The following is a 24652-nucleotide window of genomic DNA, read 5'->3' as shown; positions in this document are numbered from 1 at the left end:
TTCATGGACATCTTGACGTTGGCGAGGTCGACACCGCTGTTGTCCGCCTTGACGCGAACCTTGACGTTGTAGTCAACGACTCGTTTGACCGCTACTAATACCTTCATGGTTACCTCGTAATTTTTCGCGTAACTGCAGGCGAAGCCCGTCTTGAATTATGACCAAAACATCATTTACAGTCATTAAAGGACCAGGAAACGCTTTTCGGCAAGCGCCCTATCATGCCGAGGCTCCCCTGGCGGGTCAATAGTCATGCTGCAAAAGTCGCATTGAAAAAACCCGAAGCTTTACATCTTTACACTGGTGTGACGAGGCATGATTGATATAATGCGCCGTTATGTATCGATCACGGAAGATCTCTAGACAAAGCGATTTTCGATTCGGCCTAAGAGTTAGGAGATAAAAATAGTGGAACGCGAATTCATGGAGTTTGATGTTGTCATCGTGGGGGCGGGCCCGGCCGGCCTGTCCGCCGCCTGCCGCATCAAACAGCAAGCAGCCGACGCTGGTCAAGAGATCAGCGTCTGTGTCGTGGAAAAAGGCTCCGAAGTCGGTGCCCACATTCTGTCCGGTGCGGTGTTCGAGCCCCGCGCCCTGGAGGAGCTGTTTCCCGACTGGAAAGAGCTTGGCGCTCCGCTGAACACGCCGGTCAAGCGTGACGACATCTATATGCTGACCAGCGAAGAAAAGTCCACCAAACTGCCTGACCTCTTCGTGCCGAAAACCATGCACAACGAAGGCAACTACATCATCTCCCTGGGCAACCTGTGCCGCTGGCTGGCCCAGCAGGCAGAGAACCTGGGCGTGGAAGTCTACCCCGGCTTCGCCGCCCAGGAAGCGCTGATCGATGAGAATGGTGTGGTCCGAGGGATTCTGACCGGCGACCTGGGTGTCGACCGTGAAGGCAACCCGAAGGAAGGTTTCTATACCCCTGGCATGGAGCTGCGCGCCAAGTACACCCTGTTTGCCGAAGGCTGCCGCGGTCATATCGGCAAGCAGTTGATCAAGCGCTACGACCTGGCTTCCGAAGCCGACGCCCAGCACTACGGCATCGGCATCAAGGAAATCTGGGACGTCGATCCGGCCAAGCACGAGCAGGGCCTGGTGGTACACACTGCCGGCTGGCCGCTGGATATCACCGGCAACCAGAATACCGGTGGCTCCTTCCTTTATCACATCGAGAACAACCAGGTTGTGGTGGGTCTGATCGTCGACCTGTCCTACAGCAACCCGCACCTGTCGCCGTTCGATGAGTTCCAGCGTTACAAGCATCACCCGGTGATCAAGCAGTACCTGGAAGGCGGCAAGCGTGTTTCCTACGGTGCGCGCGCCATCTGCAAGGGCGGCCTGAATTCGCTGCCGAAGATGGTATTCCCCGGTGGTGCACTGATCGGTTGCGACCTGGGCACCCTGAACTTCGCCAAGATCAAGGGCAGCCACACAGCCATGAAATCCGGCATGCTTGCCGCTGATGCGGTAGTCGAAGCGCTGAAAGCCGGCCGTGAAGGTGGCGATGAGCTGACCGGCTACGTGGACAGCTTCAAGTCCAGCTGGTTGTATGACGAGCTGTTCCGCTCGCGCAACTTCGGCCCGGCAATCCACAAGTTCGGCGCCCTGTGCGGCGGTGCATTCAACTATATCGACCAGAACTGGTTCGGCGGCAAGATCCCGGTCACCCTGCATGACAACAAGCCGGATCATGCCCAGTTGAAGAAGGCATCCGAAGCTCCCAAGATCGCCTATCCGAAGCCCGATGGCGTGATCAGCTTCGACAAGCTGTCCTCGGTGTTCCTGTCCAATACCAACCATGAGGAAGACCAGCCGGTCCACCTGCAGTTGAAGGACCCGAGCATTCCGATCGAACAGAACCTGCCGTTGTATGATGAGCCGGCCCAGCGTTACTGCCCGGCTGGCGTATACGAGGTGGTGAGCAACGACGACGGCAGCAAACGCTTCCAGATCAACGCCCAGAACTGCGTACACTGCAAGACCTGCGACATCAAGGACCCGGCCCAGAACATCAACTGGGTAGCTCCGGAAGGCACCGGCGGCCCGAACTACCCCAACATGTAAGTTCGGCGCGCTGCGCAACCGAAAAGCCCCGGCAGAGCGATCTGCCGGGGCTTTTTTTGCGTTTGTCTGTTATTTGGCTATCGTGCCGGGGCAATAGCGGCTCAGGCAGCGACGGGCGGCTCCTGTCCCGGCCCACGGGGATTGGATGGCAGCGGCGGCAGGCCATGCAAGGCGCGAGCACGCTGGCAGTCGGGGCTGTCCTGGCCGTTCTCACCGTGATACGGGAACTCGCGGCAGGTACTGGAGCGCTTTTCATAGATGCTGCAACGCACCGCATCACCCACCTGGCCCATCAGCGCGACACAACGGGGCTGGGGCTGGTTGGTGCCCTGCATACAGCTGAGGTGGGGCGTAACCTGCTCCGTCAGGCGCTGGGGTACCAGCCCTCCGGGCACGTCATCCGTTTCCCCCCAATAGAAGGAAACCCTGAAGGTCGAACAACAGGCACCGCAATCCAGACAGGGGGAAAACTCACTCATCGCATGGCCATCCTCATTCAGCTTTGCGAACGATTTTTACGCCTGTTGCCCCCCTTTCCACAAGTAGTCGAATGAAAAAAAGTGTCCACCCGCACCGTCCTGCATGCTTGCCCTCCCCTGGCGCTTTCGCGTTACTATCCCTCTCGTGTACCGCCTACCCCCTTGGAGAGCCTGATGTCTGATTCCCCCATTATCGCCGGCATGGACCTGCAACGACTGAACCGCATTGCCGAGCATATGGACCGGAAGTATCTGGCGCCCGGCAAACTGCCCTGCGCTGTCACCCTGGTGGCACGTCACGGTCAGGTGGTCTGGCAGCAGGCCCAGGGGTTGATGGATGTCGAGCGCGCCCAACCAGCCACGACCGACACCCTGTTCCGCATCTACTCGATGACCAAACCAATCACTTCCATTGCCCTGATGCAGCTGTATGAACAGGGACGCTTTCTGCTCGACGACCCGGTACACAAGTACATCCCGTCCTGGCGCAACCTGCAGGTATACAAATCGGGCGTCTACCCGCAGTTCGTCACCACCCCGGCGGCGCGACCGATGACCATTCGCGACCTGCTGACCCACCAGGCCGGCTTGAGCTATGGATTTTCCTGTCGTACCAATGTGGACGCCGCCTACCGCGAACGGCAACTGGACGGTCATTCAGGCCTGACGCTGGAGAGCCTGATAGATGAGCTGTCCCGTCTGCCCCTGGAGTTCTCGCCGGGCAGCGCCTGGAACTATTCCCTGGCAACGGATGTGTGCGGTTACCTGGTCCAGCTGCTATCCGGCAAGCCGCTGGATGACTATTTCACCGAGCATGTCTTCCAGCCGCTGGGCATGCAGGACAGTTTCTTTACCGTGCCCGCCAGCAAGCTGTCACGCTTTGCGGCCTGCTATCAGTACCAGGACGGAGACAGCTTCAGCCTGCAGGATGATCCCCAGTCATCCCACTTTTCCAGACGCCATGGTTACCTGTCCGGAGGCGGTGGGCTGGTTTCCAGCATCGGTGACTACTACCGCTTCGCCCAGGCCCTGGCCCGGGGTGGTGAACTGGATGGCGCGCGCATCATCGGTCGCAAGACCCTCGAGTTCATGCGTCTCAACCATCTGCCGGGCAATACCGACCTGCCCTCGGTCTCCACCGGCGGCTTCAGCGAGACGCCCTACGAGGGCTCCGGTTTCGGCCTGGGCTTTGCGGTAAAAACCGACATAGCCAAGTCCCAGACCATCGGCTCACCTGGGGAGTACGGTTGGGGAGGCATGGCTGGAACGACCTTCTTCATCGATCCAGTGGAGGATCTGATCGTGATTTTCATGACCCAGTTGATTCCTTCCTCCAGTTATCAGGTCCGTCAGGAGTTGCGGGCGCTGGTCAACGCAGCCCTGGTTGATTGATTTTCAGAGGAAAGCGCTCCGAGGGGCTGATAAAAAGCCCCGATCAGCGTATAACGGCGCAATGAAGATACCCCCGAGAATACAACCCTTGGTCGACGATGGACTGGTCGACGAAGTCATCCGCCCATTGATGAGTGGCAAGGAAGCCGCCGTGTATGTTGTGCGCTGTGGTAATGAGATCCGCTGCGCCAAGGTATACAAGGAAGCCGACAAGCGCAGTTTCAAGCAGGCAGCGCTGTATCAGGAAGGTCGCAAGGTACGCAACACCCGCCGAGCACGTGCCATGGAAAAAGGCTCGCGGTTCGGTCGTGAGCAGCAGGAAAACATCTGGCAGAACGCCGAGGTGGATGCGCTCTACCGGCTCGCAGCGGCCGGCGTCCGCGTGCCGGTGCCCTATGGCTGTTTTGATGGTGTGCTGCTGATGGAACTGGTCACCGATGAGCAGGGCCTGGTTGCACCGCGCCTGAATGATGTTTCCATGTCCGCCGAGCAGGCCATCGAGGATCACGCCCTGGTCATGGAATTCGTCAAGCGCATGCTCTGTGAAGGGCTGGTGCATGGCGACCTGTCCGAATTCAACGTACTGGTCGATGAACATGGGCCGGTCATCATCGACCTGCCTCAGGCGGTGGATGCCGCCGCCAACAACAACGCCTTCTCCATGCTGCAGCGGGACGTCGCCAATATGTCACTCTACTATGGCCAGTACGCCCCCGAACTACTGGACACGCGCTACGCCAAGGAGATGTGGGCGCTCTACGAGGAAGGTAACCTGACCCCGGACACGCCGCTCACCGGGCAATTCGCCGACAGCGACGAGGCCGCGGATGTCGATGCGGTGGTGGCCGAGATCAAGGCCGCCCAGGTCGAGGAACAGGAACGCCTGGAGCGCATCCAGCAAGCCAACCAGGAATGAGGCCCGTCAGTCCTCGATCCGGCCGCGCAGCGCCTTGATCTTGCCGCGCTGGGTCTTGCTGTCCATACGCCGCTTCTGCGAGCTTCTGGTAGCTTTGGTCGGTCGCCGCGGCTTGTCGACCACGGTGGCCGCCTGGATCAGTTGCACCAGTCGCGCAATGGCATCGTCCCGATTCTTTTCCTGGGTCCGATGCTGTTGCGCCTTGATCACCACGATCCCCTCCTTGCTGATGCGCTGATCCTTGAATTGCAGCAGCCGCTCCTTGTAGAAATCGGGCAGGCTCGAGGCCTGGATATCAAAACGCAGATGGATGGCGCTGGACACCTTGTTGACGTTCTGACCGCCGGCTCCCTGGGCACGGATGGCAGTGAACTCCAGTTCGTTCTCATCCAGCTCGACCGACGCCGACAGTTTGATCACCTCTCCTCCTCCGCTACGCTTTGCTGCCTATACTGCGGGCAAGGGTACAGGAGAAAAAAATGATGAACAAAGGAATGGCGGCAATCCTGTTGGTCACGACCTGCCATGTCTGCGCCCAGGAGGCGAGCGATGACAGCGACCTGTCGCAATGGACCATCGACCGCATCACCCCCATCCATGACCGGGTCTCGCGCTGGGTCAGTAACACCTCGCGCAATATCGATGGCTTTTTCGGCACCGATGACCACCTCAACACCAGCAACAAGTCCTATATCCGCCTCAGCCAGGAGCTCCAGTGGGAGGAAGGTGAAGGCTTCAGCGCTGATCCGGGCATCCGTTTCAAGCTGGACCTGCCGACCACCGAGGAACGCCTGCGGCTGATCATCGAAAGCGATCCCGAGGAGACCCAGGGCACCCTGGCCGAGCAAGGCTCCCAGCGACTGCGCAACGACGACCGGGACCCGGGCAACACGGTCATCGGCCTGAGCCGGCTCAGCGGCAAGGACTGGGCACGCAACTGGGATACCAAGTTCGGCGCCGGGGTCAAGTTCCGTCTGCCGCTGGACCCCTATCTGCGTTTCGACGCCGAGCGTCTGTGGGATCTGGGCAGCGGGCCCTGGCAGCTGGCTTCGGAGAACCGTGTGTCCTGGTTCAACAGCGATGGCTATTTCGCCCGCACCCGCTGGGACTTCGGCCGCCCGCTGGACGAGGTGCGGCATCTGCGCTTCGTCACCAACGTCCAGTGGCAGGAAGAGGAAGATACCCTGGAGTTCTCCGAAACCGCCGCGCTGCACCAGGTGTTGGGGCGGCGCAGCGTCATCCGCTACGCCGCAGTGGTGGTGGGCAGCAGCGCTTCCAATCCGAGGATCAACGACTACTATCTGCAGACCCTGTATCGGCGCAACGTGCACCGGAACATTCTGTACGCGGACCTGATCCCGGAACTGCATTTTCACCGCGATACCGATTTCGATCCGCGCTGGGGCGTTACCCTGCGCCTGGAAATGTTCTTCCAGGGCGATATAGTCCGGCGTTGAGGCCTGCCCTCACTCGCCGGGCAGCGCCTGCTGCATGAAACGCACGATCCAGCGCATCATCAAGGCACTGTCCGCCTCGGCACTGAGCGAGGCCAGGCCGGCCCGCAGACGCGCCGGTGGCAGTGCCAGCCCGCGCATCTGCATCAGGTCCCGGCAGTAATCCTTGCAGAACTCCGGGTGGCCCTGCACGCTGAGAAAGCAGTCGCCGTACTGGATCAGGTAATAAGGGCAGAACTCGCTGCTGGCCAGCACCTCGGCCTGCGGCGGCAGGATCACCACCTGATCCTGGTGGCTGACCAGTAGATCCAGCTGGGTCTGGAAAGGCTCCATCCAGGGCTTGCGCTCGATCACCTGGTTGAACGACAGGCCCACACCCCAGCCCTTCTCCGATTGCCGAACCACGCCACCCAGGGCGTGGGCCATCAACTGATGGCCGAAGCACACACCGATAAGCGGGATTTTCTGCTCCCAAAGAGTGCACACAAATTCGCTCAGCGCCTCAATCCAGGGCAAACCATCATTCACTCCGAATTTGCTGCCGGTGATCAGCCAGGCGTCGCAGGCGCGGGGGCTCTCTGGCAACTGACCATCCAGCACGCGGTATATCGGCAACTCGCAGTCGGGCAACAGCTCCAGCAACAGCTCGGAAAACATCTGCGGATAGTTGCCGTATGCAGCCTGCAGGCTGTCCTTGACATCATCACACTGCAAAATACCGATCTTCACTTCTCACCTCACTGATTGAATCCGCACATGGAACCGGACAACAGGATGCAACAGCCATGCCGTACAGCAACAGGGGCTCACTCCCAGCCCGGCACGCCCTGGCGGATCAGCACCGAGAAAGCCGGATCATCACCAGCATCACGCGCCCGCTGGGTGATCCGCCCCTGGCGCTGCAGTTCCTCCAGCGGCAGGCCCGGCATCATGCCACCCACCTCATGGACATAGGCCGGCAGATAGCCGGTCAGCAACAACCGGTAATCCAGCGGCAGGCCGTCAACGATTTGCTTCATCATCGAAAATACTATGGTAGTGCAGTTGCCGGTGACCGTATGGTAGAAGCGCGGGTGTTCGGCCAGCTCATTGGCCTGCAGGACGAAGGAGCGAAACAGCTCGCGGGCATCGGCCGGGCTGAGGTTGATGCGGTACAGCTCCAGCTCCTCTTCGCGCACATTGCTACGCACCCGTACTATATCGCGCTCATCGGCAGCGATGATACTCAGCTCGAACTGCTTGAAGAAGCCACCCAGCTCGGAAAACGTCTCGTGCCGCTCGCGGCGGATTTCCACGGAGAACGCCACCTGCTCGCCGTTGTCGAAACCGAAGGACACCAGCACGTGGGAGACAGGTGCCAGCCCCCAGTTGGAGGTGATCATGTCCACCGACCGCAGGCGGGACAGGTCGTACTCACGACTTTCCCAGCGGATATCGTAATCCTCCCGGCTGCGCCAGTCGAAGTTGCGCACATTGTGCAGCCTCACCTGGTTGGCATTCAGCTCGCCGGTGGTGATATGGGTCAGGTCATCGGCCCAGTCCCGCTGGTTGCTCGGCTTGATGCCCGCCCACCACCACGCCAGCAGGGCGAACAGCGCGACGTAACCCAGCGCCCCATGCCACCATGCCGCCCCGGACCAGAGCCAGTACAACAGTCCACACAGGCACACCAGCCACAGCCCGCCGAGGCCGACACGCCCCCACATGCCGCCGGGGGCCTGGAACCACAGGGCGAGCAGTGCCCATATACTGCTCAGGATCATGATCATGCTGGCCAGGGACAGCAGAGAGGTTCGAAGCATGCGAGTCCTGTGAAAAGAGTTTCGCCCATCCTACGACAAAGCCGGGAAACAGGTACAGGGCCTACAATTGCCCCTCTATCGGTAGCCAGCCGAGAAACCAGGCGGCTCCGCGGCGGAAGCGGCTGGCGTGCGGCTCCCTGTCCCAGCTTTGACCCTCGGTTTCCCAACGTAGTTGGTCGTTTTCATCCAGTGTCAGTTCGAAAGAGAAATCCGCCGAGGTCCAGTGGCTGAACAGGCCGGCCAGTGTTTCTGCCAGTGCGGGCTGGTGCACCAGTACCCCCGCCTCGGTGTTGAGCACGATGGAGCGCGGATCGAGGTTGACCGAGCCGACGAAGACCTTCTCGCGGTCGAAGACAAAGGCCTTGGCATGCAGGCTGGCCTGGGACTCCCCGAGAAAGGCGCTGGTCCGCTCCTGATGCGTGGCCTGTTTGCGCAACTCCCACAGGCGTACACCACCCTTGAGCAGTGGCTTGCGGTAGCTGGCGTAACCGCTATGCACAGCGAGCACGTCGGTGGTGGCCAGCGAATTGGTCAACACCCCTACATCCACCCCGTGATCCACCAGATCCAGTAAAAACACCTGACCGCGGGAACCGGGGATGAAATAGGCCGACATCAGCAATAGTTCCCGCTCGCTGTCGCGGGCATGCCGGACCAGTTTGCGCGCCAGGATAGGAACCTGATTGGTCGCGTGCCCCGGATCGGCCTTGGTCGGCGGGTCACTCAGCCACTCGGCCTCGCCCCAATGCCAGATGATGCGGTCATCATGCAGCGCCCGGGTAAAGGGCGACTCGGCCACCGCCTGCAGGTAGGCACCGCCATTGTGACGCTCCCTGAGCCCCCTCAGTTGCTTGCGCAACTTGAGCACCGCCTGCTTGCCCGGGCGGCGGAACAGGCTCTCGACCGGCACCGCCTCGTTGGCATTCCAGTAATCGTCGAAACTACCCACCACCTCCCGGGTGATGCGCCCCATGCCGAGGATATCGATATCCTGGAAGTCCATGACGCTGAGGGAGAAATACTCATCGCCGATATTGCGTCCGCCGGTGATGAACATCTGGCTGTCGACCACCATCAGCTTGTTGTGCATGCGGTAGTTGATGCGGCCGAACTCGCCGATCTTGCTGAAGTACTTCAGCACCCTGCCGCGCAGGGTGACCGGATTGAACAACTTGACCTGGATATTGGGGTGGTGATTCAGCGTGGCCACATCGAAGTCACGCAGGCCGCTGCCGATGTCGTCCAGCAACAGGCGCACCCGTACGCCGCGGTCGGCGGCGCTGAGCAAGCGCTCGGCGATCAGCCCGCCGGTCACATCACCGCGGTAGATGTAGTACTGCAGATCCAGGCTGCGCTCGGCCCGATCGATCATCGCCAAGCGCGCGGCCAGGGCGTCGGTACCGGTCTGCACCAGCGTGAAGCCGGAGAGGCCGGCACTGTCCTCCGGCTGATGGTCGCGCACATAGCGACCGATCTCCGAGTCCAGGTTGGGTGCCACCGCATGGCTGGGCGGCAGGTTCTGCATCGGCAACGAGCTGGCACAACCGGCCAGGGTCACCAGTAGCCAGACCAACCATAGTGCCTTCCAGAAAGCTGTCTTCACCCTGCCTGCCATCCTCGATTTGCCAACAGCGCAAGTCTAGCAGCCGGTTGGCTGAAGGCGTTAGCCGGGTTCCTTCTCCTGCGGGCGGTCAGTCACCACCAACTGGTACTCGGTAGTCTGGCCATCGCGGGTATGCAGCACGATGAACCCCTGGTTGGTCGGTGCCAGTCCCTGTTCGCGCGCTGCAGCCAGCAGCGCACGCCAGGTGCCGGTACTGTCGTTGCGCTCGCGATCGAAACGGACGCTGAGGACCTGCGCTGAGGGTTGATTGAGCACAGTGTACCCGGCGACATGCCCGGCACCACTGGACACCGGGTAGCCGACATGCAATTGCAACGTCGTGGTGGAATTTGCGGTAAGGTCCGCTGCATACAGGGTCAGCGGACCGGTCAGTTGCAGATGCCCTCGGCGCACGGCAGCGGTACCCGCTTTGACGGCCAGGGCGTGAACCTCCCGCTCCAGTTTCTCCGGCGTGGAATCCAGTGAACGACCGAACAGCAGTGTGGCTGGCCGCTGCAGCAGGCTGATGCGGTACTCCACGCCATCGAGTCGATACGGCAGCACATCGCCACGACGCACATCCAGTTGCACACGCTCGGCCACAGGCAGCGCCGCATAGCTGCCACACAGCGGCCCCTGCAGCCGTTCGCGTTCGGTATCCGCCAGCTGGATGTTGTCTTGCAGGGCTTGACACACCTGGCGATCATAGCCCTCCCATGCCTGACGCGCGGCGCCGGCATCAATCAGCAACTGAAGCACTTCAGCCCCGGCGTGACCGGCTGCCAGCAGCAACGCAGTCTGCCTGCCCTGCTCCGCCTCACGGCGTTCCGGCCCGCCGATCCCGGTGTTCATCAACTGGCGGGTACGCCGGTGCACATTGGCGCCGTGCTGCAGCAGCAAACCTACGCTCTGCGCCTGGTTGTGCTCAGCCGCGCTCATCAGCGCGGTCTTGTCCCATCGGTTACCCTGTTCGGGATCGATGCCGGCCTCGAGCAGCAACCGCAAATTGGCGGGGAGCATCACCGCTGCGGCAGCAGCCGGGTTGTCGTCCGGGCCACGTCCCCACTGCCCGCCACGGGTCTCGGTTTCATATGCGATAAAATCCGCCACCACGTGGGCCGGGGCGTTGTTGAGCAGTACACTGTGCAGGGTGGAGAACTGACGCCCACGCTCGATATCTCCCGGCGCCGGGGCAATGGCATAACGCGGTTGCCAGCTTGTCGGGGGCGGCGTCGGCAGCGGCACCGGCTGGGTCGGCGCAGCCAGGCTTTCCACCGCCCGCGCGAGGGTGGCATGCAGCAGCAGGTCGGCCGCGGTATCCGCCTCTTCCTGTTCCAGCCCCTGGCCGATAAACAGTTGATGCAGCTCTTGCCGAGCGGGTTGCAGCATTGGCAACACTCGGCGATAGGCCTGTTTGTTGTTCAGGTTACGCTCGGACCAGTCGAACAGCCCCTCCAGCGCCCGATCATGCCGCTGTCGCAATGTATTCTCATGAGCATGCCGGGCCAGTGCATCGACGCCGAGCAGCGGCAGGTTGAGCAGTGTCCACTGCTGCTCCTTCCACTCCTGGAAGCTGTCGCGCCGCTCATGCTGGGCCATGCCCGGCAACGGGCCGCCGACGATATCATCAAGTTCAGCCTGCAACTGTGCATAGATGGCGAGTCCGGCCAGGGTATTGGTGCGCGGCGGCGTCAGGTAGGTCTGATACAGACACCGCGGCTGCAGGGTGGTGTCGGTCAACTCGTAGAGACCGGCATAGGCTGACTCGCCCCGCGCTGCCGGAGAATGGAACCCCCAGGTCTCGTTGACCAGCACAAGGTGGCGCCCGGCACGCTGGAAGACATCGATCGAACCATAATCACCGGTCTGCGATGAGGCGGCATGGGCACGCCCGCCGTAGTTCGGCTGCTCGGCTATCCAGTACGGCAAGGTGGCGTCGTCCAGTAACGGTTGGCCTTCGATACTCAAGCCCCGGGCGCGAATCTGGTAACCGGCATACAAGCCGGGGTTGTAGAGTTCCACCATTACCTGGCGTCCATTCACGCGGGCTTGCGCCGTGGGCGCATGGCTACCTGCGAGCATGCTCACGCCGGACAGGCGGGCCGGTGACGGCAGGCCATTGCTGCGCAGATCCCGGTTCAACTCCTGCCCCAGTGGCTCGCAGAGTCCGGGGGCACGGTTGTCCGCCAGCCGGTACTCGGCATAGCTGGCCAGTGCATGCGGGCCGCTGCCTGTCATCGGCGGTATTTTCCACTCGTTCAGCTCACGGCTGCGCTGACGGTAGAGCGCCATCAGACAGGCCTGGGCCTGCGCATCAGGCCCGTCGGGGACGCGACACAGTTCACCCCGACTCAGCAGCCATTGCCGATGATTGGCTGCCAGCAACAGGCGTCCGACCGGGTCCACCTCCTGCTGCAGGCGATGCTGCTGGGCTATCAATTCCTTGTCCAGCCGGGCCAGGGTCTCATCGGCACAGATCTGCCGGTGCACCGCCGGCAAGGCGCCATTGCAGTCGAAGCTGGCGCGTGTCTGCGGCAGCGGTTGACGGGCCTTGGGGGTGGTGTCGATGGGCGGCTTCGGTGGCACCGGCGCCGCACAGCCGCCGAGCAGCACGACAGCAACCAGCAGAGCAGAAGAGAAAAGTGCGTTTACCGGCATAGTGTTCTGTCCTTTCCTGGAGCGGTGTTATTTGATGAATATCGCCGTGCCGTAGATGATGTATTGCTCGGCACCCTGATTGGGCGGCGGCGGAAATGGCCCGGCGCTGCGCACCGCCTGCTCGGCGGCGGCATCCAGCAGCTCATCACCGCAACGGTCGATGGTGTAATGCAGCATGTGGCCAGCCGCATCCACGGTGATTTCGTAGGGGATATAGCACTGGCGCTTGAAGTCATTCGGATCGCCCTTGTATCCCGGCGGCGGCTTGTACACCGAGCCTTCGGGACGCCTCAGGTTGGCGGTAACCCGGTTCTTCACCGTGTCGGCATAGGCTGATGGCACCGGCCGGCCGCGGGTGGCTGTCGGGTTCGATGCCGAAGGTGTGGGCGGTGGTGCCCAGTCCTGGTTGTCACCGAATGCATACGCGGGTGGGCCTGCGGGTTTTGCCGGCGCTGCCCGCTGCACCGGCTTGGGTGGCACAGGCTGTGGCTTGGGAACGGGTTCCGGCTCAGGTTCGGAAATGGGTTCCGGCTCTGGTTCCGGCTCAGGCTCAGGATCAGGTTCCGGCACCGCTGGCAGCTCCACCAGTTCGACAGCCACCGCCTCTGGCAATGGCACCTGCGGGTGGCTGAAATGACTGCTCATCAGCCATACCACCAGCGCCGCGTGCAACGCCACCGACACACCGACGACCAGCAAGCGCACCAGCCAGTTCCATGGCCGGGATTCACTGGCGCTACTCATCAGAACTCCAGCTCTTCGGTAGCGACCAGGCTGATCCGCGAGTAGCCGGCCTTCTGCAGTACATTCATCACTTGCATCAGGGTGCCATATTCCACCGTGCGGTCACCGCGCAGAAACAGCCGGGTTTCCAGTTGCCCCGCCGTTACCCCGTGGGTCGATGCGGCCAGCTGCGCCAGCGGCACGGCCTGCTCCTGCACGAAGATGCTGCCGTCGGTCTGCACGCTGATATACACCGGCTCGGTTGGCGGCGGCGCGGGTGTCGAGGCGTTGCTCGGCAGATCGACCGGTACATCCACCGTTGCCAGAGGCGCGGCCACCATGAAGATGATCAGCAATACCAGGATCACATCGACGAAGGGGGTGATATTGATCTCGGCGTTCTGCTGATAGTTATGCCGTTTTACCGTCGGCCCGGAATCCAGTTGGATACCCATATCACTGCGCCTCGTCCAACTGACGGGAAACCGAAGCCAGCAGCTCGGCGGAGAAGTTGTCGAGAGCACCGACGAAACCGTTGATATCACGGGCGAACTTGTTGAAGATCATCACCGCCGGAATCGCTGCGAACAGCCCCAGCGCCGTGGCCAGCAGCGCTTCGGCAATCCCCGGCGCAACCACCGCAAGACTGGCGCTTTTCATGGTGGCGATACCGGCGAAGCTGTTGAGGATGCCCCAGACGGTGCCGAACAGGCCGATGAAGGGCGCGGTTGCACCTATGGTCGCCAGAACCCCCATCATGCCGCCCAGACGAGCCAGGTCCCGCTCCTGCACTATGCTCGCGGTCAACGCCATGCGCTGCAGCAGCCGGTTGATCTGATCGGCACTGGCCTGGCTACCACGGTGCTGACCGAAGTGGCGCAATTCCGCCTGCGCCGCCAGCCACATGCGGCCGATAGCGCTGCGACTGGCCTGCTCATCGAGTTGCGCCGCGTCGCCGGTACGGAAAAGATGCAGGAACTGGTTGTTGCGGCGTCTGGCGCCAGCGAAGGTCAACAGCTTATCGAACAGGATGGCCCAGGTCAGCAGTGAACAGAACAGCAGGAATATCATCACCGACTTCACCACCAGGTCGGCCTGGATGAACATCTCACGTACCCCGAAACGCTCGCCCACCGGCGCGCTCATGAGTACGCTGCTGTCAGCAGGCAGTTGCTGCGCGGGAATCTGTTGTTCGACTGGCGGTTCGGCCTCGGCCTGGGCCAGGACCAGGCCGCCAACCAGTGCACCAACCGCCAGCACCGCCAACAGGCTGAGTAGACGCAGCACTGTCTGCCAGCGGCCGAGCCGGGATGGGAGGGTATCGATTTTCATGGAGTTTCCTTCTTATTGTTTTTGTAGATTTGAGTGTCTGTCGGTTATTCGTGGCTATCCCGTTTACTTTCCCAGGCTTCGGCATCGACATTCTGCGGCATGAGAATCGCCTGTAGAGCAATGACATAGCGATTGAAAGCCTCGCGGCCTGCGCGGCTCAGGCAGGCGCGAGTGCGCGGCTTGCGCGCGGCGAAATCCTTCTTCAGCAGCACATAGCCAGCCGTTTCCAGCGTCGCCAGGTGGGCGCCAAGATTGCCATCGGTGGCCTGTACGATGGAGCGCAAGGCAACGAACTCGAGCCACTGCCCAGTTTCGAGGGTGTTGAGCGCGGCCATGATCTTCAGTCGTACCGGCTGATGGATGATCTCGTCGGGGGTCTGCATTATCGGCCCCTGAGCCAGAGGCCTGACAGAATCAGGGTTCCGCCGCAGGCCAGCGCCATCCATGCCCAGAATACCGGCAACAGAAACAGGTAGCCGAACATGCACAGCGTGCCCAGCATCAGTCCGATGAGGGTGTAGCGCGGACGCAGCTGAATACCGCGGAGGATATACAGCGCGGCCAGGAGCATCGGTGCCAGCATGGCGCCCTGCTCGGGAGTGAGTGGCCAGAAAACCAGGTTCAGCGCCAGGCTGAACAAAATGATGGTGCCAATGACCCCGATATAGCGCCAGGCCACCGCAGATCCGGCACCCGAGCGGCGGGCCAGACGGATACCCATGGTCATCGCGGCGAGGATGACGATGATCCAGATCGGCAGAATATGATCGCGAAAACAGGCGGTAAGAGCGAAACCGGCCACATAGGCCAGGCCCCAGAGAATCAGTTGGCCGGACTCGGCCCGGTAGTCCTGAAAGCCGGCGGCCCGATGCTTGACCCGCGCTATGTCACGCAGGGCTTGGGCGGCCTCTTCGGCGGTTGGCTGCATGGAATGCTTCTCTTGTTTTTCTGATACAAAGCACTCTATCTGGCAGAGAGTACAAAATCAATAGTTGTCTCACGCCCTTTCCGCTCAGACCTTGAATTCCGCCGAAGCCTGCTGCACCTGGAGCGCCAGCTCTTCCTGGGCCCGGGCGTTGGCGGTCAGCTCCGTCATCGCTTCGGCGGTATTCTGCGCCTGCACATGAATGCCGGCGAGCTTCTCGCCCATGCGTTGGGCCCGCCTGCTTTCTTCCAGAATGGCACTGTCGATCGCGCCGCTGGCGCGGGTGATATCCGCCACCTGGTCGCGTATCGCCACCAGCAGTTGCTCCGCCTGGGAGGCGCCCTGCAGGCACTGCGCCGCGGTTTCCTGCTCCTGGGCCAGCCCCAGCGCCGCGTCGCTAACAGTGCTGCGCAGCCGGTCCAGCATCGTCTGGATCTGCCCGGTGGCATCCTGGGTGCTGCGTGACAGGCGTCTGACCTCGTCGGCCACCACCGCGAAGCCGCGCCCCTGGTCGCCGGCACGGGCCGCTTCGATAGCGGCATTGAGAGCCAGCAGGTTGGTCTGCTCGGCGATTCCCTCGATGGTATCCAGCACCGAGACAATATCCCCGGCAGCCTGTTGCAGCTCCTGCATGCTGTCGCAGGAGTTGGCCACTTCCCCCGCCAGCTGGTGGATCATGCGACTTACCTTCGAGACCGAATCATGCCCCTGCTCCGCACTCTGGTCTGCCTGACGCGCCTGGCTGGCGGACTCACCCACCAGCCGTGCCACCTCGCCAATCGACTCCTGCAGGGCACTGGACTCGACATCCAGTTCGGTCAGCGCCTGGCGCTGATGCAACGCCACATCCCGGCAGTCCTGGCTGGTGCTGACATTGCGTGTGGCGGCGTCAGCGGTCTGCTCCGAAGTGGAACGGATACGGGCGATCAGGCCGGCAAAGGTCTCGAACAACTGGTTGAGGGCCAGGGAAATGCTGCCGATCTCGTCATTGCCCCGATCGGGCATGCGACGGGTCATGTCACGCTGGTGCACGATCTCAATGATCGAAGCCGACAGCCGCCCCAGCGGGTTGGCCACCATCCGTGTCAGCAGCCAGGAGGCCAGCGCGGCCAACAGGCCCATGATCACCACCGCCAGTACGATGCTCAGCACGATCTCGCTGCGCATGGCCCCGACCGCCCCGTAGCTTTCCTCCAGCGATTGCTCGGTGATCAGCGCAAAGGTGGCATCACCGACCTGCAGTGGCTGCCAGCTCATCAGTACCGCTTCACCGAACGGATTGGGCTTCTGCCCCAGACCGGATTTGCCAGCCGCGGCATCGTGCACCACCGGGCTATCGAAGACATAGCGCCCACTGACGGCCTGATGGCGCTGCATGGCCGCCAGCCTCGCCGCTGGCTGGGCGCGGACATCCAGGCGCTGCAAGGCCTGCTCCGGCTCGGTCAGCACCGATCGCGGTTCGGTGACCAGGCGGCCATCGGGCGCCACCAGATAGGCATCGCCGCTGGCACCCAGGCCGATCTCCTGCCAGTTGCCACCCGCGCTCATCAGCGCGGTGAAACGCTCGGCGGGCAACTGCGCCACCAGATAGCCCAACGGTGTATCCGGGCTGTATACCGGGTGATACACCGGCACGCCGAAGAACACTACCTGCTCGTCGAAGTGACCGGCGAACAGCGAAAAGCGCGATACGCTGAACTGCCCGGCCTGAGGGGCGGCGGCCATCCGGGCCAGCAGCTCACCCAGCGCCGACTGGGCGAAAGGACCATCCTTCAGCGAGGTGGCGAAGACCGGCCCCTTGTTGACGCTGTAGATCACCTCATGGCTGGCGGCATCCACCAGCATCAGGTCGTGATAACCGTAGCGCTGGGTCACCTCGGCGAAACTTTCCTGATAGCGCAGGTGCTGCTGGCCGTAGATGGTCGCGTCCTGCGGATCGATCATTGCACCCAGTTGCTCGACGGGGTTGGGGTTGTTCGCCATGTAGGCCTGTTGCAACAGCAACCCTTCCAGGCGGATTGCCGACAACCACTCGGCGACCGGTGGCGTCTCGCCGCGGGTGCGTTGTTCGTACAGCGGTCGATAGTGTTGCTGATACCACTCGGCCATGGCCGACCGCAAGGCATCCAGCTTGGGCGGGGTTACTTCGTAGCGGTAGGAGACGAAGGGGCGCACGAAGCCGTAGATGGCTTCCTGGGTCATGCGGTTGTTGGCCAGCGACAGCAACAGGTCATGATGGCTCTGCAGCAGACTGCTGACACTGCCCTGGCGGCCAGCCGCTACCGCCATGAACTGCTGCTCGACGCTGCGACCGACCGCATCGGTACTGCGGTCCAGGGCCAGCCAGCCGGTAATTCCGGAAGAAACGACGACCGCCAGGATCGTCAGCAGCGACGAGCCTAGCATCAAGCGGGTGGATATCTTCATCTAGGGCCTGTTCCTGTTTCATTACCAGCCGCGTTGCAGCGTCAAATCTCGCCAGGCTAGGCGTGGGACGCAGGTAATGGTCATTCCCTTGCCAAGTCCCACAACGACGCATGGCGAGATTTGACGCGCAACCCGCAGGGCCGGGCCTGTTTTTGCGCGATGCTGCGTTACTCGTCGTTCATTTGGAATGGCCAAATTTCTCTCCTCGTGCCTTGCATCGCGCAAAAACAGGCGCCGGCGCGGCTGGTAATGAAACAGGAACAGGCCCTTAGGCAACACACTGAGAACCGAAGGTGTGATGCAGGTTATGAAAAATGGGTTGCACTATGATGACAGCCGGCAACTGGCCACTATCCAGTTACCGGCTCAGCGGGGCAGTCAGTGGGTCGATGCGACCATGTTGCCGCCGTCCTCGGACGGGCAGTTGATGAAGGACGAGGTGGCCAGCCAGTGATCATCCGGGTAGTAGGAAAACATGAATTGGCCGCCCTTGAGACTATCAACGACCATGCTGGCGACTTCCGGTCGCACCGCTGGACAGCCGTGGCTGCGACCGATGCGGCCATGGCGCTCTATCCAGCTGGGATCGACATAATCGGCAGGGTGTATGACGATCGCCCGTTGGCGCGCCAGATCGTTGATGCCCGGCTCCAGGCCATCCATCCGCAGCGAATAGCCATGCTTGCCCATGTAGCTTTCCTGGGTGCGGAACAGGCCAATGCTCGATTGGTGACTGCCCTCTACATTGGAGAACTGCCGGGCGAAGTTGTCACCGGAGCCCTGACCGTGCGCTACCAGATCCTGCAGCACCAGGCTCTGGCTGTGCAGATCGAAGATCCATAGGCGCTGTTCGGTGGAGGGTAGCGAGAAGTCGATCACCGCCAGCCGGCTGGCCGGCTCGGCACCACTGTTGAGGGCGCATTGCATCGCCGACACGGCAGTCTGCAATACCTGTGGATTCAGGTCGGGAGCCTGGGCTGCCAGCGTGCTGGCCAACTGTGGCTGCGGCTGTGAGTACGGTTGAGCAGGTGGATGAGTGATGGCGGTTTCAATAGCGCCGGCAGGACCGGCCACGAACGCAAGACAGACAGTAGTCAATACGCCAATACGGCGTAGACGATTCAACATCGGTTGCCCCTTGGCCCAAAAGGAACGAGCCAACAAGAAAAAAGTAGAAAAACAGGTCGCAATCCGGCCCGGTGAAGAATCATGCGTGGCTTTGCCTATACTGCATGAAAGGCCGAATGGAACGGTGCGCCCCCAAATTGTGGTTGGGAGATTACCTGTTGCTCAAAAAATGTACAGTGCTATTCGTCAGTTGCCTTTGCTGGGCTGCCCTGCCCGCCAAGGCTGAATTCACCGTCAATGTGCCTTTGACGCCCATCCAGCAGGTGCTGGTCGATGACCCGACAGAGCGGTGCCAGTCCCTGCCGGAGTTGCGCAGCCAGCCCATCGCCGAGGCCCTGGGCTGGCTGTATCAGGCCAACGGCTATATTCCGATCTGGCAGGACAGGAAGCGCACGCGCGACCTGCGCGAGCAATTGCTGGAAATGGCGCATGATGGACTGAACCCGCAGCAATATGTTGCCGAACGCGCCCGGGGGGAAGACGCCCTGTGCCGGGAACTGCGCCAAAGCGGGGACTACCTGCGGGCACTTGAGCACCTGAGCCGCGGTCGGCTCGACCAACAGCGCCATGAGCCGGTGTGGACCTCCACCTCGCTGCTGCCACCGGCGCGCGTGGAGGTGGCCAGGCTGGGCATTATCGGCCTGCAGGACATGCAACAGGCCTTCGACAGCGCCCGCCCGAGCCTGCCGCTGTACCACCAGCTGCGCCAGGCCTATCAGCAAATGGATCACCACGCACCGGAGCTGGTTACTTTCCCCGACGGCCCGGCGATCAAACCCGGAAGCAACGACCCGCGGCTGGCACAACTTGCCCAGCGGCTGATGTTCGGCGGCTACCTGGCGCCGGGAGCCAGTGCCGGCCCGCTGACCGAACCGGTACTGCCCTCCCCCGAACCGGTACGGGGGCAGCCACTGAGCTATGATGTTCCGCTGCAACAGGCGGTGCGTGCGTTTCAGCAAGCCCATGGCCTGCAACCCGACGCCATTGTCGGCCAGCAGACCGTCGCCGCATTGAACATCAGTCCCGCTGACCGGGTCCGTCAGGTGCAGATCAACCTGGAACGCCTGCGCTGGCTGGACGCCAGGCGCCATCACCACGTCTTGCTGGTCAATTCCGCCGGCAGCAATGCCATCCTCTACCAGGGCAACGAGATCCGCTGGCAATCCAGGGTGCAGTCGGGCAGCCCGGGTCGAGCTACACCATTGCTGGATTCGCGGATCAACCGGGTCACCCTGAATCCCAGCTGGACGATACCGCCGACCATCATGCGCGAGGACAAGCTGCCACAGATCCGTGCCAATCCGGCTTATTTCGCGGAGCGCGATCTGCAGGTACTGGATGCCCAGGGCAACCGGTTGAATCCGATGGACATCGATTGGACCAACCCCCGCGGGGTGATGCTGCGTCAGCCCCCGGGCCCGGACAACCCCCTGGGCCAGATGGTGTTCCGCTTCGACAACCCGTTTTCGGTATTCCTGCACGATACGCCCAGCCAGTCATTGTTCGCCCGTGCGATACGCAATGTCAGCTCCGGCTGCGTGCGGGTGGAGCAGGCAACGGAGCTCGCCGACTACCTGTTTCACAGCCTGGATGCACAGCAGCGCGAACAGATCGAAGAGCAACTGGCCAGTGGCAGAACCAGGGAGGTTCGGGTTGAAAACGGCCCGCAGGTACTGCTGACCTACTGGACCGCCCAGGCCAGCGCGGACGGACAGCTGTGGTTCACGCCAGACCCCTACGCCCTGGATGGGAAACTGACCGAGGTCTTCACCAGGGCCGTCAGATCCAGCGACGACGCCGGAAGAACGCCAGCAGAGCGATGACGATCAGCAGCATCACGCCCATCACCGTGGGATAGCCCCATCGCCAGTGCAGCTCGGGCATGACATCGAAGTTCATGCCATACACGCCGACGATGAAGGTCAGCGGCATGAACAGCGTGGCAAAGATGGTCAGCACCTTCATGATCTCGTTCATGCGCTTGCTGACGCTGGACAGGTACAGGTCAAGCATGCTGACCAGCAGCTCGCGGATGGTATCGATACTGTCCATCACATGAATGGCATGATCGTGCACGTCACGCAGGTACAGCCGGGTCTCATCGGAGATCAGCGGGCTTTCATCCCGCGTCAGTCGACTGAGCACTTCACGCAGCGGCCAGATGGACTTGCGCAACAGCAGCATCTCGCGCTTGTAATGATGGATCCGCGCCAGGGTATCCGGCCCCGGCGCACTGATCAGTTGGTCCTCCAGCTCCTCGACCTGTTCCCCAAGAAGCTCCAGCATCTCGAAATAGTGGTCCACCACCGCATCCAGCAGCGCGTAGGCCAGATAGTCGCTGCGCATGAAGCGGATGCGCCGTCCCGCCCGCAGGCGCTCCCGGACCCCGTCGAACACATCGCCTGGCCGTTCCTGGAACGACAGTACGAAATCCGCACCAAGTACCAGGCTGAGCTGCTCGGAGTGGATCTGCTGCCGGTCCTGGTCGAATTGCAGCATGCGCAGCACGATATAGAGGTAGCCCTGGTAATCTTCCACCTTGGGACGCTGGTCGGTATTGAGGATATCTTCCATCACCAGTGGATGCAGCCCGAAGCTCGCACCCAGGCTTTCCACCACCGCGGTGTCGGCGACGCCATCCACGTTCAGCCAGGTGATGCGTCCCTCCCCGGCCCCTGGCTGCCATTGGGCCAGATCCTCGATGGCGGCTTCCCGCAGATCATCGGGGCCATAGCCGATCAGCCGCAGAACCGCGCTGGCCGGCCTGTGCTTGCCAATATGCACCAGCGTGCCGGGCGGCGCTCCCACCTTGCCGCCGCGTTTGACCACCAGCTTGCGCGCCATACCGCCTCCTCGGGGTCAGTCCTGGTCCTGCGTTTCGAACCATTTCAGTTTGTCACGCAGGCTCACCACCTCACCGACAATCAGCAGGGTCGGCGGCTTGATCTCGGTCTGCTCGACCAGCGCTGGCATGCTCGCCAGGGTGCCGGTCAGCACCCGCTGCCGGGCGGTGGTGCCCTGCTGGATCAAGGCGATGGGGGTGGCTGGATCGCGGCCGAACTCGATCAGCCGGCGGCAGATTTCCGGCAGCCCGACCAGCCCCATGTAGAACACCACGGTCTGCCCCGGCACGACCAGTTCCTGCCAGGGCAGATTGGTGGTGCCGTCCTTCAGGTGGCCGGTGACGAAACGTACCGAGTGCGCATGGTCACGATGGGTAAGCGGAATACCGGCATAGGCGGAACAACCATTGGCCGCGGTGATGCCCGGCACCACCTGGAACGGGATGCCGTTGGCGGCCAGCTCCTCGATCTCTTCCCCGCCGCGTCCGAAGATGAACGGATCACCGCCTTTGAGCCGTAGCACCCGCTTGCCTTCATGGGCCAGCCGCACCAGCAGTTGGTTGATCTGTTCCTGCGGCACGGCATGGTTGGCCCGCGCCTTGCCGACATAGATGCGATCGGCATCGCGGCGGCACAGGTCGATGATCGCATCCGGCACCAGGCGGTCATGCAGTACCACGTCGGCCTGCTGCATCAGCCGCAGGGCGCGGAAGGTCAGCAGGTCCGGGTCACCCGGCCCTGCGCCTACCAGATAGACCTCACCCTGGTAACGCTGGCCCTGCTGGCTGCTCAGGCGCTCGACCAGCAGTTGCTCGGCCTCGGCCTCACGGCCAGCGAATACCCGTTCGGCGATATCGCCCTGGAAGGCATCTTCCCAGAACACCCGACGCTGATTGATGGTGGGGAAAGCAGCCTTGACCTTGCTGCGGAAGCGCTGGGCCAGTTGAGCCAGCCGGCCCCAGGAATGTGGAAACAACGTCTCGATCCGCGCCCGGGTCAGGCGGGCCAGCACCGGAGCATGACCACCGCTGGAGATGGCGATGACCAATGGAGACCGATCAACGATCGCCGGGAAGATCACCGTACACAGTTCAGGGGCGTCGACCGCGTTGACCGGCAGATGCCGAGCCTGGGCCTCTGCGGAAACCTGGGCATTGATGTTCTGGTCATCGGTGGCGGCGATGGCTAGAACCACTCCGTCCAGGTCATCAGGCCGGTAGCCCCGCAGATGGCACTCGCCATTGCCCTGTTCGCTCAGATCGCGCAGGGCCGGCTCGATTTCCGGAGCCACCACCCGCAGCGCAGCTCCCGCCTCCCTGAGCAGACGCGCCTTGCGCAAGGCGACATCACCACCGCCGACCAGCAATACCAATCGACCATCCAGATGATGAAACAGGGGCAGAAAATCCATATATATTTCTCCGAAATGAGCTGCCAGCTTTAAACATCGTCATTGCGAGCCCAAAGGGCGTGGCAATCCACGGGCTGGCCATCCAGTGCCGACCGACAATGCGGAGTGCATGGATTGCCACGTCGCTGCGCTCCTCGCAATGACGGATGCAGGGGAATGCCTGACGAGAACACTGCCCCCGTTGCGACGAGAACACTTAACCGATACGTTCCAGCCCGCCCATATAACTGCGCAGTACCTGCGGAACGATCACGCTGCCATCGGCCTGCTGGTAATTCTCCAGCACCGCGACCAGGGTCCGGCCAACGGCCAGGCCTGAACCATTCAAGGTATGTACCAACTCCGGCTTGCCGGTTTCCGGATTACGCCAGCGTGCCTGCATCCGCCGGGCCTGGAAGTCGCCACAGCTGGAGCAGGAAGATATCTCGCGATACTTGTTCTGGCTGGGGATCCAGACTTCCAGGTCGTAGGTCTTGACCGCGGCAAAGCCCATGTCGCCGGTGCACAATGCCATGGCACGATACGGCAGGCCGAGCCGTTGCAGCACATCTTCGGCGTGGCCGGTGAGCTCTTCCAGTGCACGCATGGAGTCATCTGCCCGAACAATGTGCACCATTTCGACCTTGTCGAACTGATGCTGGCGGATCATGCCGCGGGTGTCGCGACCAGCCGAGCCGGCTTCGCTGCGGAAGCACGGGGTGTGGGCGGTCATCTTCAGCGGCAGGCTGTCGGCATCCAGGATGCTCTGGCTGACGATATTGGTCAGCGACACCTCGGATGTCGGAATCAGGTACAGGTCGCGCTGGTCCTCTCCACCGGTGATCTTGAACAGATCCTCCTCGAACTTGGGCAACTGGCCAGTACCCTGCAGCGCCTCGGCCTGGACCAGGTAAGGGGTGTAGACCTCTTCATAACCATGCTCATTGACGTGCAGGTCGAGCATGAACTGGGCTAGGGCCCGGTGCAGGCGGGCAATCGGCCCGCGCATCAGCGCAAAGCGCGCGCCCGACAGCTTGGCCGCGGTTTCAAAATCCAGATAGCCGTGCAGCTCACCGATGGCGACATGGTCGCGGACCTCGAAATCAAAGGCCCGGGGCGTACCCCACTGGCGCACTTCGACGTTCTCCTCTTCTCCCCCGCCCACCGGCACGCTGTCGTCCGGCAGGTTGGGAATCGCCAACAGGATGGCATCGAGCTCCGCCTGGATGGCCTCCAGCTCCTGCTTGGCTGCGCTCAGCTCCTCGCCCATGCGGTCGACATCTGCCAGCAGCGGCTGGATATCCTCGCCACGCGCCTTGGCCTGGCCAATGGATTTGGAACGACTGTTGCGCTCGGCCTGCAGGGTTTCGGTGCGGGTCTGCACGGATTTGCGGCGGGCTTCCAGCGATTCGAGCTGACTCACATCCAGCTCGAAACCACGGGTGGCAAGGCGTTCGGCAATCAATTGGGGTTGGCTACGGACCAGTTTTGGATCAAGCATGGGGCA

Annotated in this window: 20 protein-coding genes and 3 pseudogenes; 5 read left to right on the top strand and 18 right to left on the bottom strand. The window is 62.1% G+C overall.

Going from position 1 to position 24652, the window contains the following annotated elements:
• Positions 1-107, bottom strand: a pseudogene (locus CQ007_RS10745) (electron transfer flavoprotein subunit beta/FixA family protein); the annotation flags it as partial.
• 301 nt (positions 108-408) lie between these two features.
• On the opposite strand from CQ007_RS10745, the gene CQ007_RS10740 reads away from it, so the two are divergent.
• Complete coding sequence (locus CQ007_RS10740; RefSeq protein WP_105645813.1) at positions 409-2073, top strand: electron transfer flavoprotein-ubiquinone oxidoreductase; 1665 nt, start codon at positions 409-411, stop codon at positions 2071-2073.
• 101 nt (positions 2074-2174) lie between these two features.
• Here the strand turns inward: CQ007_RS10740 and CQ007_RS10735 are convergent, their stop codons facing one another.
• Positions 2175-2552, bottom strand: a complete 378-nt coding sequence (locus CQ007_RS10735) for a YkgJ family cysteine cluster protein (RefSeq protein ID WP_105645812.1) — start codon at positions 2550-2552, stop codon at positions 2175-2177.
• A 174-nt stretch (positions 2553-2726) separates the two neighbouring features.
• On the opposite strand from CQ007_RS10735, the gene CQ007_RS10730 reads away from it, so the two are divergent.
• Both CQ007_RS10730 and CQ007_RS10725 read left to right on the top strand, forming a co-directional pair.
• The gene (locus CQ007_RS10730) at positions 2727-3944 is read left to right on the top strand and encodes a serine hydrolase (RefSeq protein WP_105645811.1); all 1218 of its coding nucleotides are present in this window, start codon (positions 2727-2729) and stop codon (positions 3942-3944) included.
• Between the two features lie 61 nt (positions 3945-4005).
• Complete coding sequence (locus CQ007_RS10725; RefSeq protein ID WP_105645810.1) at positions 4006-4860, top strand: PA4780 family RIO1-like protein kinase; 855 nt, start codon at positions 4006-4008, stop codon at positions 4858-4860.
• Positions 4861-4866: 6 nt separating this feature from the next.
• Here the strand turns inward: CQ007_RS10725 and arfB are convergent, their stop codons facing one another.
• Positions 4867-5280, bottom strand: a complete 414-nt coding sequence (arfB, locus tag CQ007_RS10720; RefSeq protein ID WP_105645809.1) for an alternative ribosome rescue aminoacyl-tRNA hydrolase ArfB — start codon at positions 5278-5280, stop codon at positions 4867-4869.
• A gap of 59 nt (positions 5281-5339) precedes the next feature.
• Between arfB and CQ007_RS10715 the strand changes: the two genes are divergently transcribed.
• On the top strand, positions 5340-6317 hold the full coding sequence (locus tag CQ007_RS10715; protein ID WP_218278866.1) for a hypothetical protein: 978 nt from the start codon (positions 5340-5342) through the stop codon (positions 6315-6317).
• 9 nt (positions 6318-6326) lie between these two features.
• Here the strand turns inward: CQ007_RS10715 and CQ007_RS10710 are convergent, their stop codons facing one another.
• From CQ007_RS10710 to CQ007_RS10660, 12 genes and pseudogenes are all read right to left on the bottom strand, one after another.
• Positions 6327-7043 (bottom strand): gamma-glutamyl-gamma-aminobutyrate hydrolase family protein, encoded by a 717-nt coding sequence (locus CQ007_RS10710; protein WP_105645808.1) that lies wholly within the window; start codon positions 7041-7043, stop codon positions 6327-6329.
• 77 nt (positions 7044-7120) lie between these two features.
• Positions 7121-8116 (bottom strand): DUF4105 domain-containing protein, encoded by a 996-nt coding sequence (locus CQ007_RS10705; RefSeq protein WP_218278865.1) that lies wholly within the window; start codon positions 8114-8116, stop codon positions 7121-7123.
• Positions 8117-8177: 61 nt separating this feature from the next.
• The gene (locus CQ007_RS10700) at positions 8178-9719 is read right to left on the bottom strand and encodes a phospholipase D family protein (protein WP_158256755.1); all 1542 of its coding nucleotides are present in this window, start codon (positions 9717-9719) and stop codon (positions 8178-8180) included.
• 60 nt (positions 9720-9779) lie between these two features.
• On the bottom strand, positions 9780-12377 hold the full coding sequence (locus CQ007_RS10695; RefSeq protein ID WP_105645806.1) for a hypothetical protein: 2598 nt from the start codon (positions 12375-12377) through the stop codon (positions 9780-9782).
• Between the two features lie 27 nt (positions 12378-12404).
• Positions 12405-13121, bottom strand: a complete 717-nt coding sequence (locus tag CQ007_RS10690; RefSeq protein ID WP_105645805.1) for a TonB C-terminal domain-containing protein — start codon at positions 13119-13121, stop codon at positions 12405-12407.
• The gene (gene exbD, locus CQ007_RS10685; RefSeq protein WP_105645804.1) at positions 13121-13555 is read right to left on the bottom strand and encodes a TonB system transport protein ExbD; all 435 of its coding nucleotides are present in this window, start codon (positions 13553-13555) and stop codon (positions 13121-13123) included. Before exbD ends, CQ007_RS10690 begins: the two co-directional genes overlap by 1 nt.
• Before the next feature lies 1 nt (position 13556).
• The gene (locus tag CQ007_RS10680; protein WP_105645803.1) at positions 13557-14432 is read right to left on the bottom strand and encodes a MotA/TolQ/ExbB proton channel family protein; all 876 of its coding nucleotides are present in this window, start codon (positions 14430-14432) and stop codon (positions 13557-13559) included.
• 44 nt (positions 14433-14476) lie between these two features.
• The gene (locus CQ007_RS10675; RefSeq protein WP_105645802.1) at positions 14477-14815 is read right to left on the bottom strand and encodes a transcriptional regulator; all 339 of its coding nucleotides are present in this window, start codon (positions 14813-14815) and stop codon (positions 14477-14479) included.
• Positions 14815-15360 (bottom strand): hypothetical protein, encoded by a 546-nt coding sequence (locus tag CQ007_RS10670; RefSeq protein ID WP_105645801.1) that lies wholly within the window; start codon positions 15358-15360, stop codon positions 14815-14817. Before CQ007_RS10670 ends, CQ007_RS10675 begins: the two co-directional genes overlap by 1 nt.
• Positions 15361-15444: 84 nt before the next feature.
• A pseudogene (locus CQ007_RS19395) lies at positions 15445-15972 on the bottom strand (methyl-accepting chemotaxis protein); the annotation flags it as partial.
• A gap of 339 nt (positions 15973-16311) precedes the next feature.
• Positions 16312-16437: pseudogene (locus CQ007_RS19390) on the bottom strand (HAMP domain-containing protein); the annotation flags it as partial.
• Positions 16438-18162: 1725 nt separating this feature from the next.
• Positions 18163-18912 carry a murein L,D-transpeptidase catalytic domain family protein gene (locus CQ007_RS10660; protein ID WP_105645799.1) on the bottom strand — a complete coding sequence of 250 codons (750 nt, stop codon included), beginning with the start codon at positions 18910-18912 and terminating at the stop codon, positions 18163-18165.
• 158 nt (positions 18913-19070) lie between these two features.
• On the opposite strand from CQ007_RS10660, the gene CQ007_RS10655 reads away from it, so the two are divergent.
• Positions 19071-20735: a murein L,D-transpeptidase gene (locus CQ007_RS10655; RefSeq protein ID WP_158256753.1), complete on the top strand. Its 1665-nt coding sequence runs from the start codon at positions 19071-19073 to the stop codon at positions 20733-20735.
• Here the strand turns inward: CQ007_RS10655 and corA are convergent.
• The 3 genes from corA to serS all read right to left on the bottom strand — a co-directional run bounded on the left by corA (position 20692) and on the right by serS (position 24646).
• On the bottom strand, positions 20692-21756 hold the full coding sequence (gene corA / locus CQ007_RS10650) for a magnesium/cobalt transporter CorA (RefSeq protein ID WP_105645797.1): 1065 nt from the start codon (positions 21754-21756) through the stop codon (positions 20692-20694). The two genes, CQ007_RS10655 and corA, sit on opposite strands and share 44 nt — an antisense overlap.
• A 15-nt stretch (positions 21757-21771) precedes the next feature.
• Positions 21772-23166 (bottom strand): siroheme synthase CysG, encoded by a 1395-nt coding sequence (gene cysG / locus CQ007_RS10645; RefSeq protein WP_105645796.1) that lies wholly within the window; start codon positions 23164-23166, stop codon positions 21772-21774.
• Between the two features lie 196 nt (positions 23167-23362).
• Positions 23363-24646, bottom strand: a complete 1284-nt coding sequence (serS, locus tag CQ007_RS10640; protein ID WP_105645795.1) for a serine--tRNA ligase — start codon at positions 24644-24646, stop codon at positions 23363-23365.
• Between the last annotated feature and the right edge of the window lie 6 nt (positions 24647-24652).

The organism is Pseudomonas sp. MYb185, assembly GCF_002979975.1.
Taxonomy (GTDB): Bacteria; Pseudomonadota; Gammaproteobacteria; order Pseudomonadales; family Pseudomonadaceae; genus Halopseudomonas.
This window is presented reverse-complemented; position numbering and strand designations above follow the sequence as displayed.

Bases quoted from the DNA above. Each gene is read 5' to 3' on its own strand.
- CQ007_RS10680 (WP_105645803.1), bottom strand. From the start codon at position 14,432: ATGAAAATCGATACCCTCCCATCCCGGCTCGGCCGCTGGCAGACAGTG.
- exbD (WP_105645804.1), bottom strand. From the start codon at position 13,555: ATGGGTATCCAACTGGATTCCGGGCCGACGGTAAAACGGCATAACTAT.
- serS (WP_105645795.1), bottom strand. From the start codon at position 24,646: ATGCTTGATCCAAAACTGGTCCGTAGCCAACCCCAATTGATTGCCGAA.
- CQ007_RS10670 (WP_105645801.1), bottom strand. From the start codon at position 15,360: ATGCAGCCAACCGCCGAAGAGGCCGCCCAAGCCCTGCGTGACATAGCG.
- CQ007_RS10695 (WP_105645806.1), bottom strand. From the start codon at position 12,377: ATGCCGGTAAACGCACTTTTCTCTTCTGCTCTGCTGGTTGCTGTCGTG.
- cysG (WP_105645796.1), bottom strand. From the start codon at position 23,166: ATGGATTTTCTGCCCCTGTTTCATCATCTGGATGGTCGATTGGTATTG.
- CQ007_RS10705 (WP_218278865.1), bottom strand. From the start codon at position 8,116: ATGCTTCGAACCTCTCTGCTGTCCCTGGCCAGCATGATCATGATCCTG.
- CQ007_RS10735 (WP_105645812.1), bottom strand. From the start codon at position 2,552: ATGAGTGAGTTTTCCCCCTGTCTGGATTGCGGTGCCTGTTGTTCGACC.
- CQ007_RS10725 (WP_105645810.1), top strand. From the start codon at position 4,006: ATGAAGATACCCCCGAGAATACAACCCTTGGTCGACGATGGACTGGTC.
- corA (WP_105645797.1), bottom strand. From the start codon at position 21,756: ATGGCGCGCAAGCTGGTGGTCAAACGCGGCGGCAAGGTGGGAGCGCCG.
- CQ007_RS10660 (WP_105645799.1), bottom strand. From the start codon at position 18,912: ATGTTGAATCGTCTACGCCGTATTGGCGTATTGACTACTGTCTGTCTT.
- CQ007_RS10730 (WP_105645811.1), top strand. From the start codon at position 2,727: ATGTCTGATTCCCCCATTATCGCCGGCATGGACCTGCAACGACTGAAC.
- CQ007_RS10715 (WP_218278866.1), top strand. From the start codon at position 5,340: ATGATGAACAAAGGAATGGCGGCAATCCTGTTGGTCACGACCTGCCAT.
- CQ007_RS10690 (WP_105645805.1), bottom strand. From the start codon at position 13,121: ATGAGTAGCGCCAGTGAATCCCGGCCATGGAACTGGCTGGTGCGCTTG.
- CQ007_RS10675 (WP_105645802.1), bottom strand. From the start codon at position 14,815: ATGCAGACCCCCGACGAGATCATCCATCAGCCGGTACGACTGAAGATC.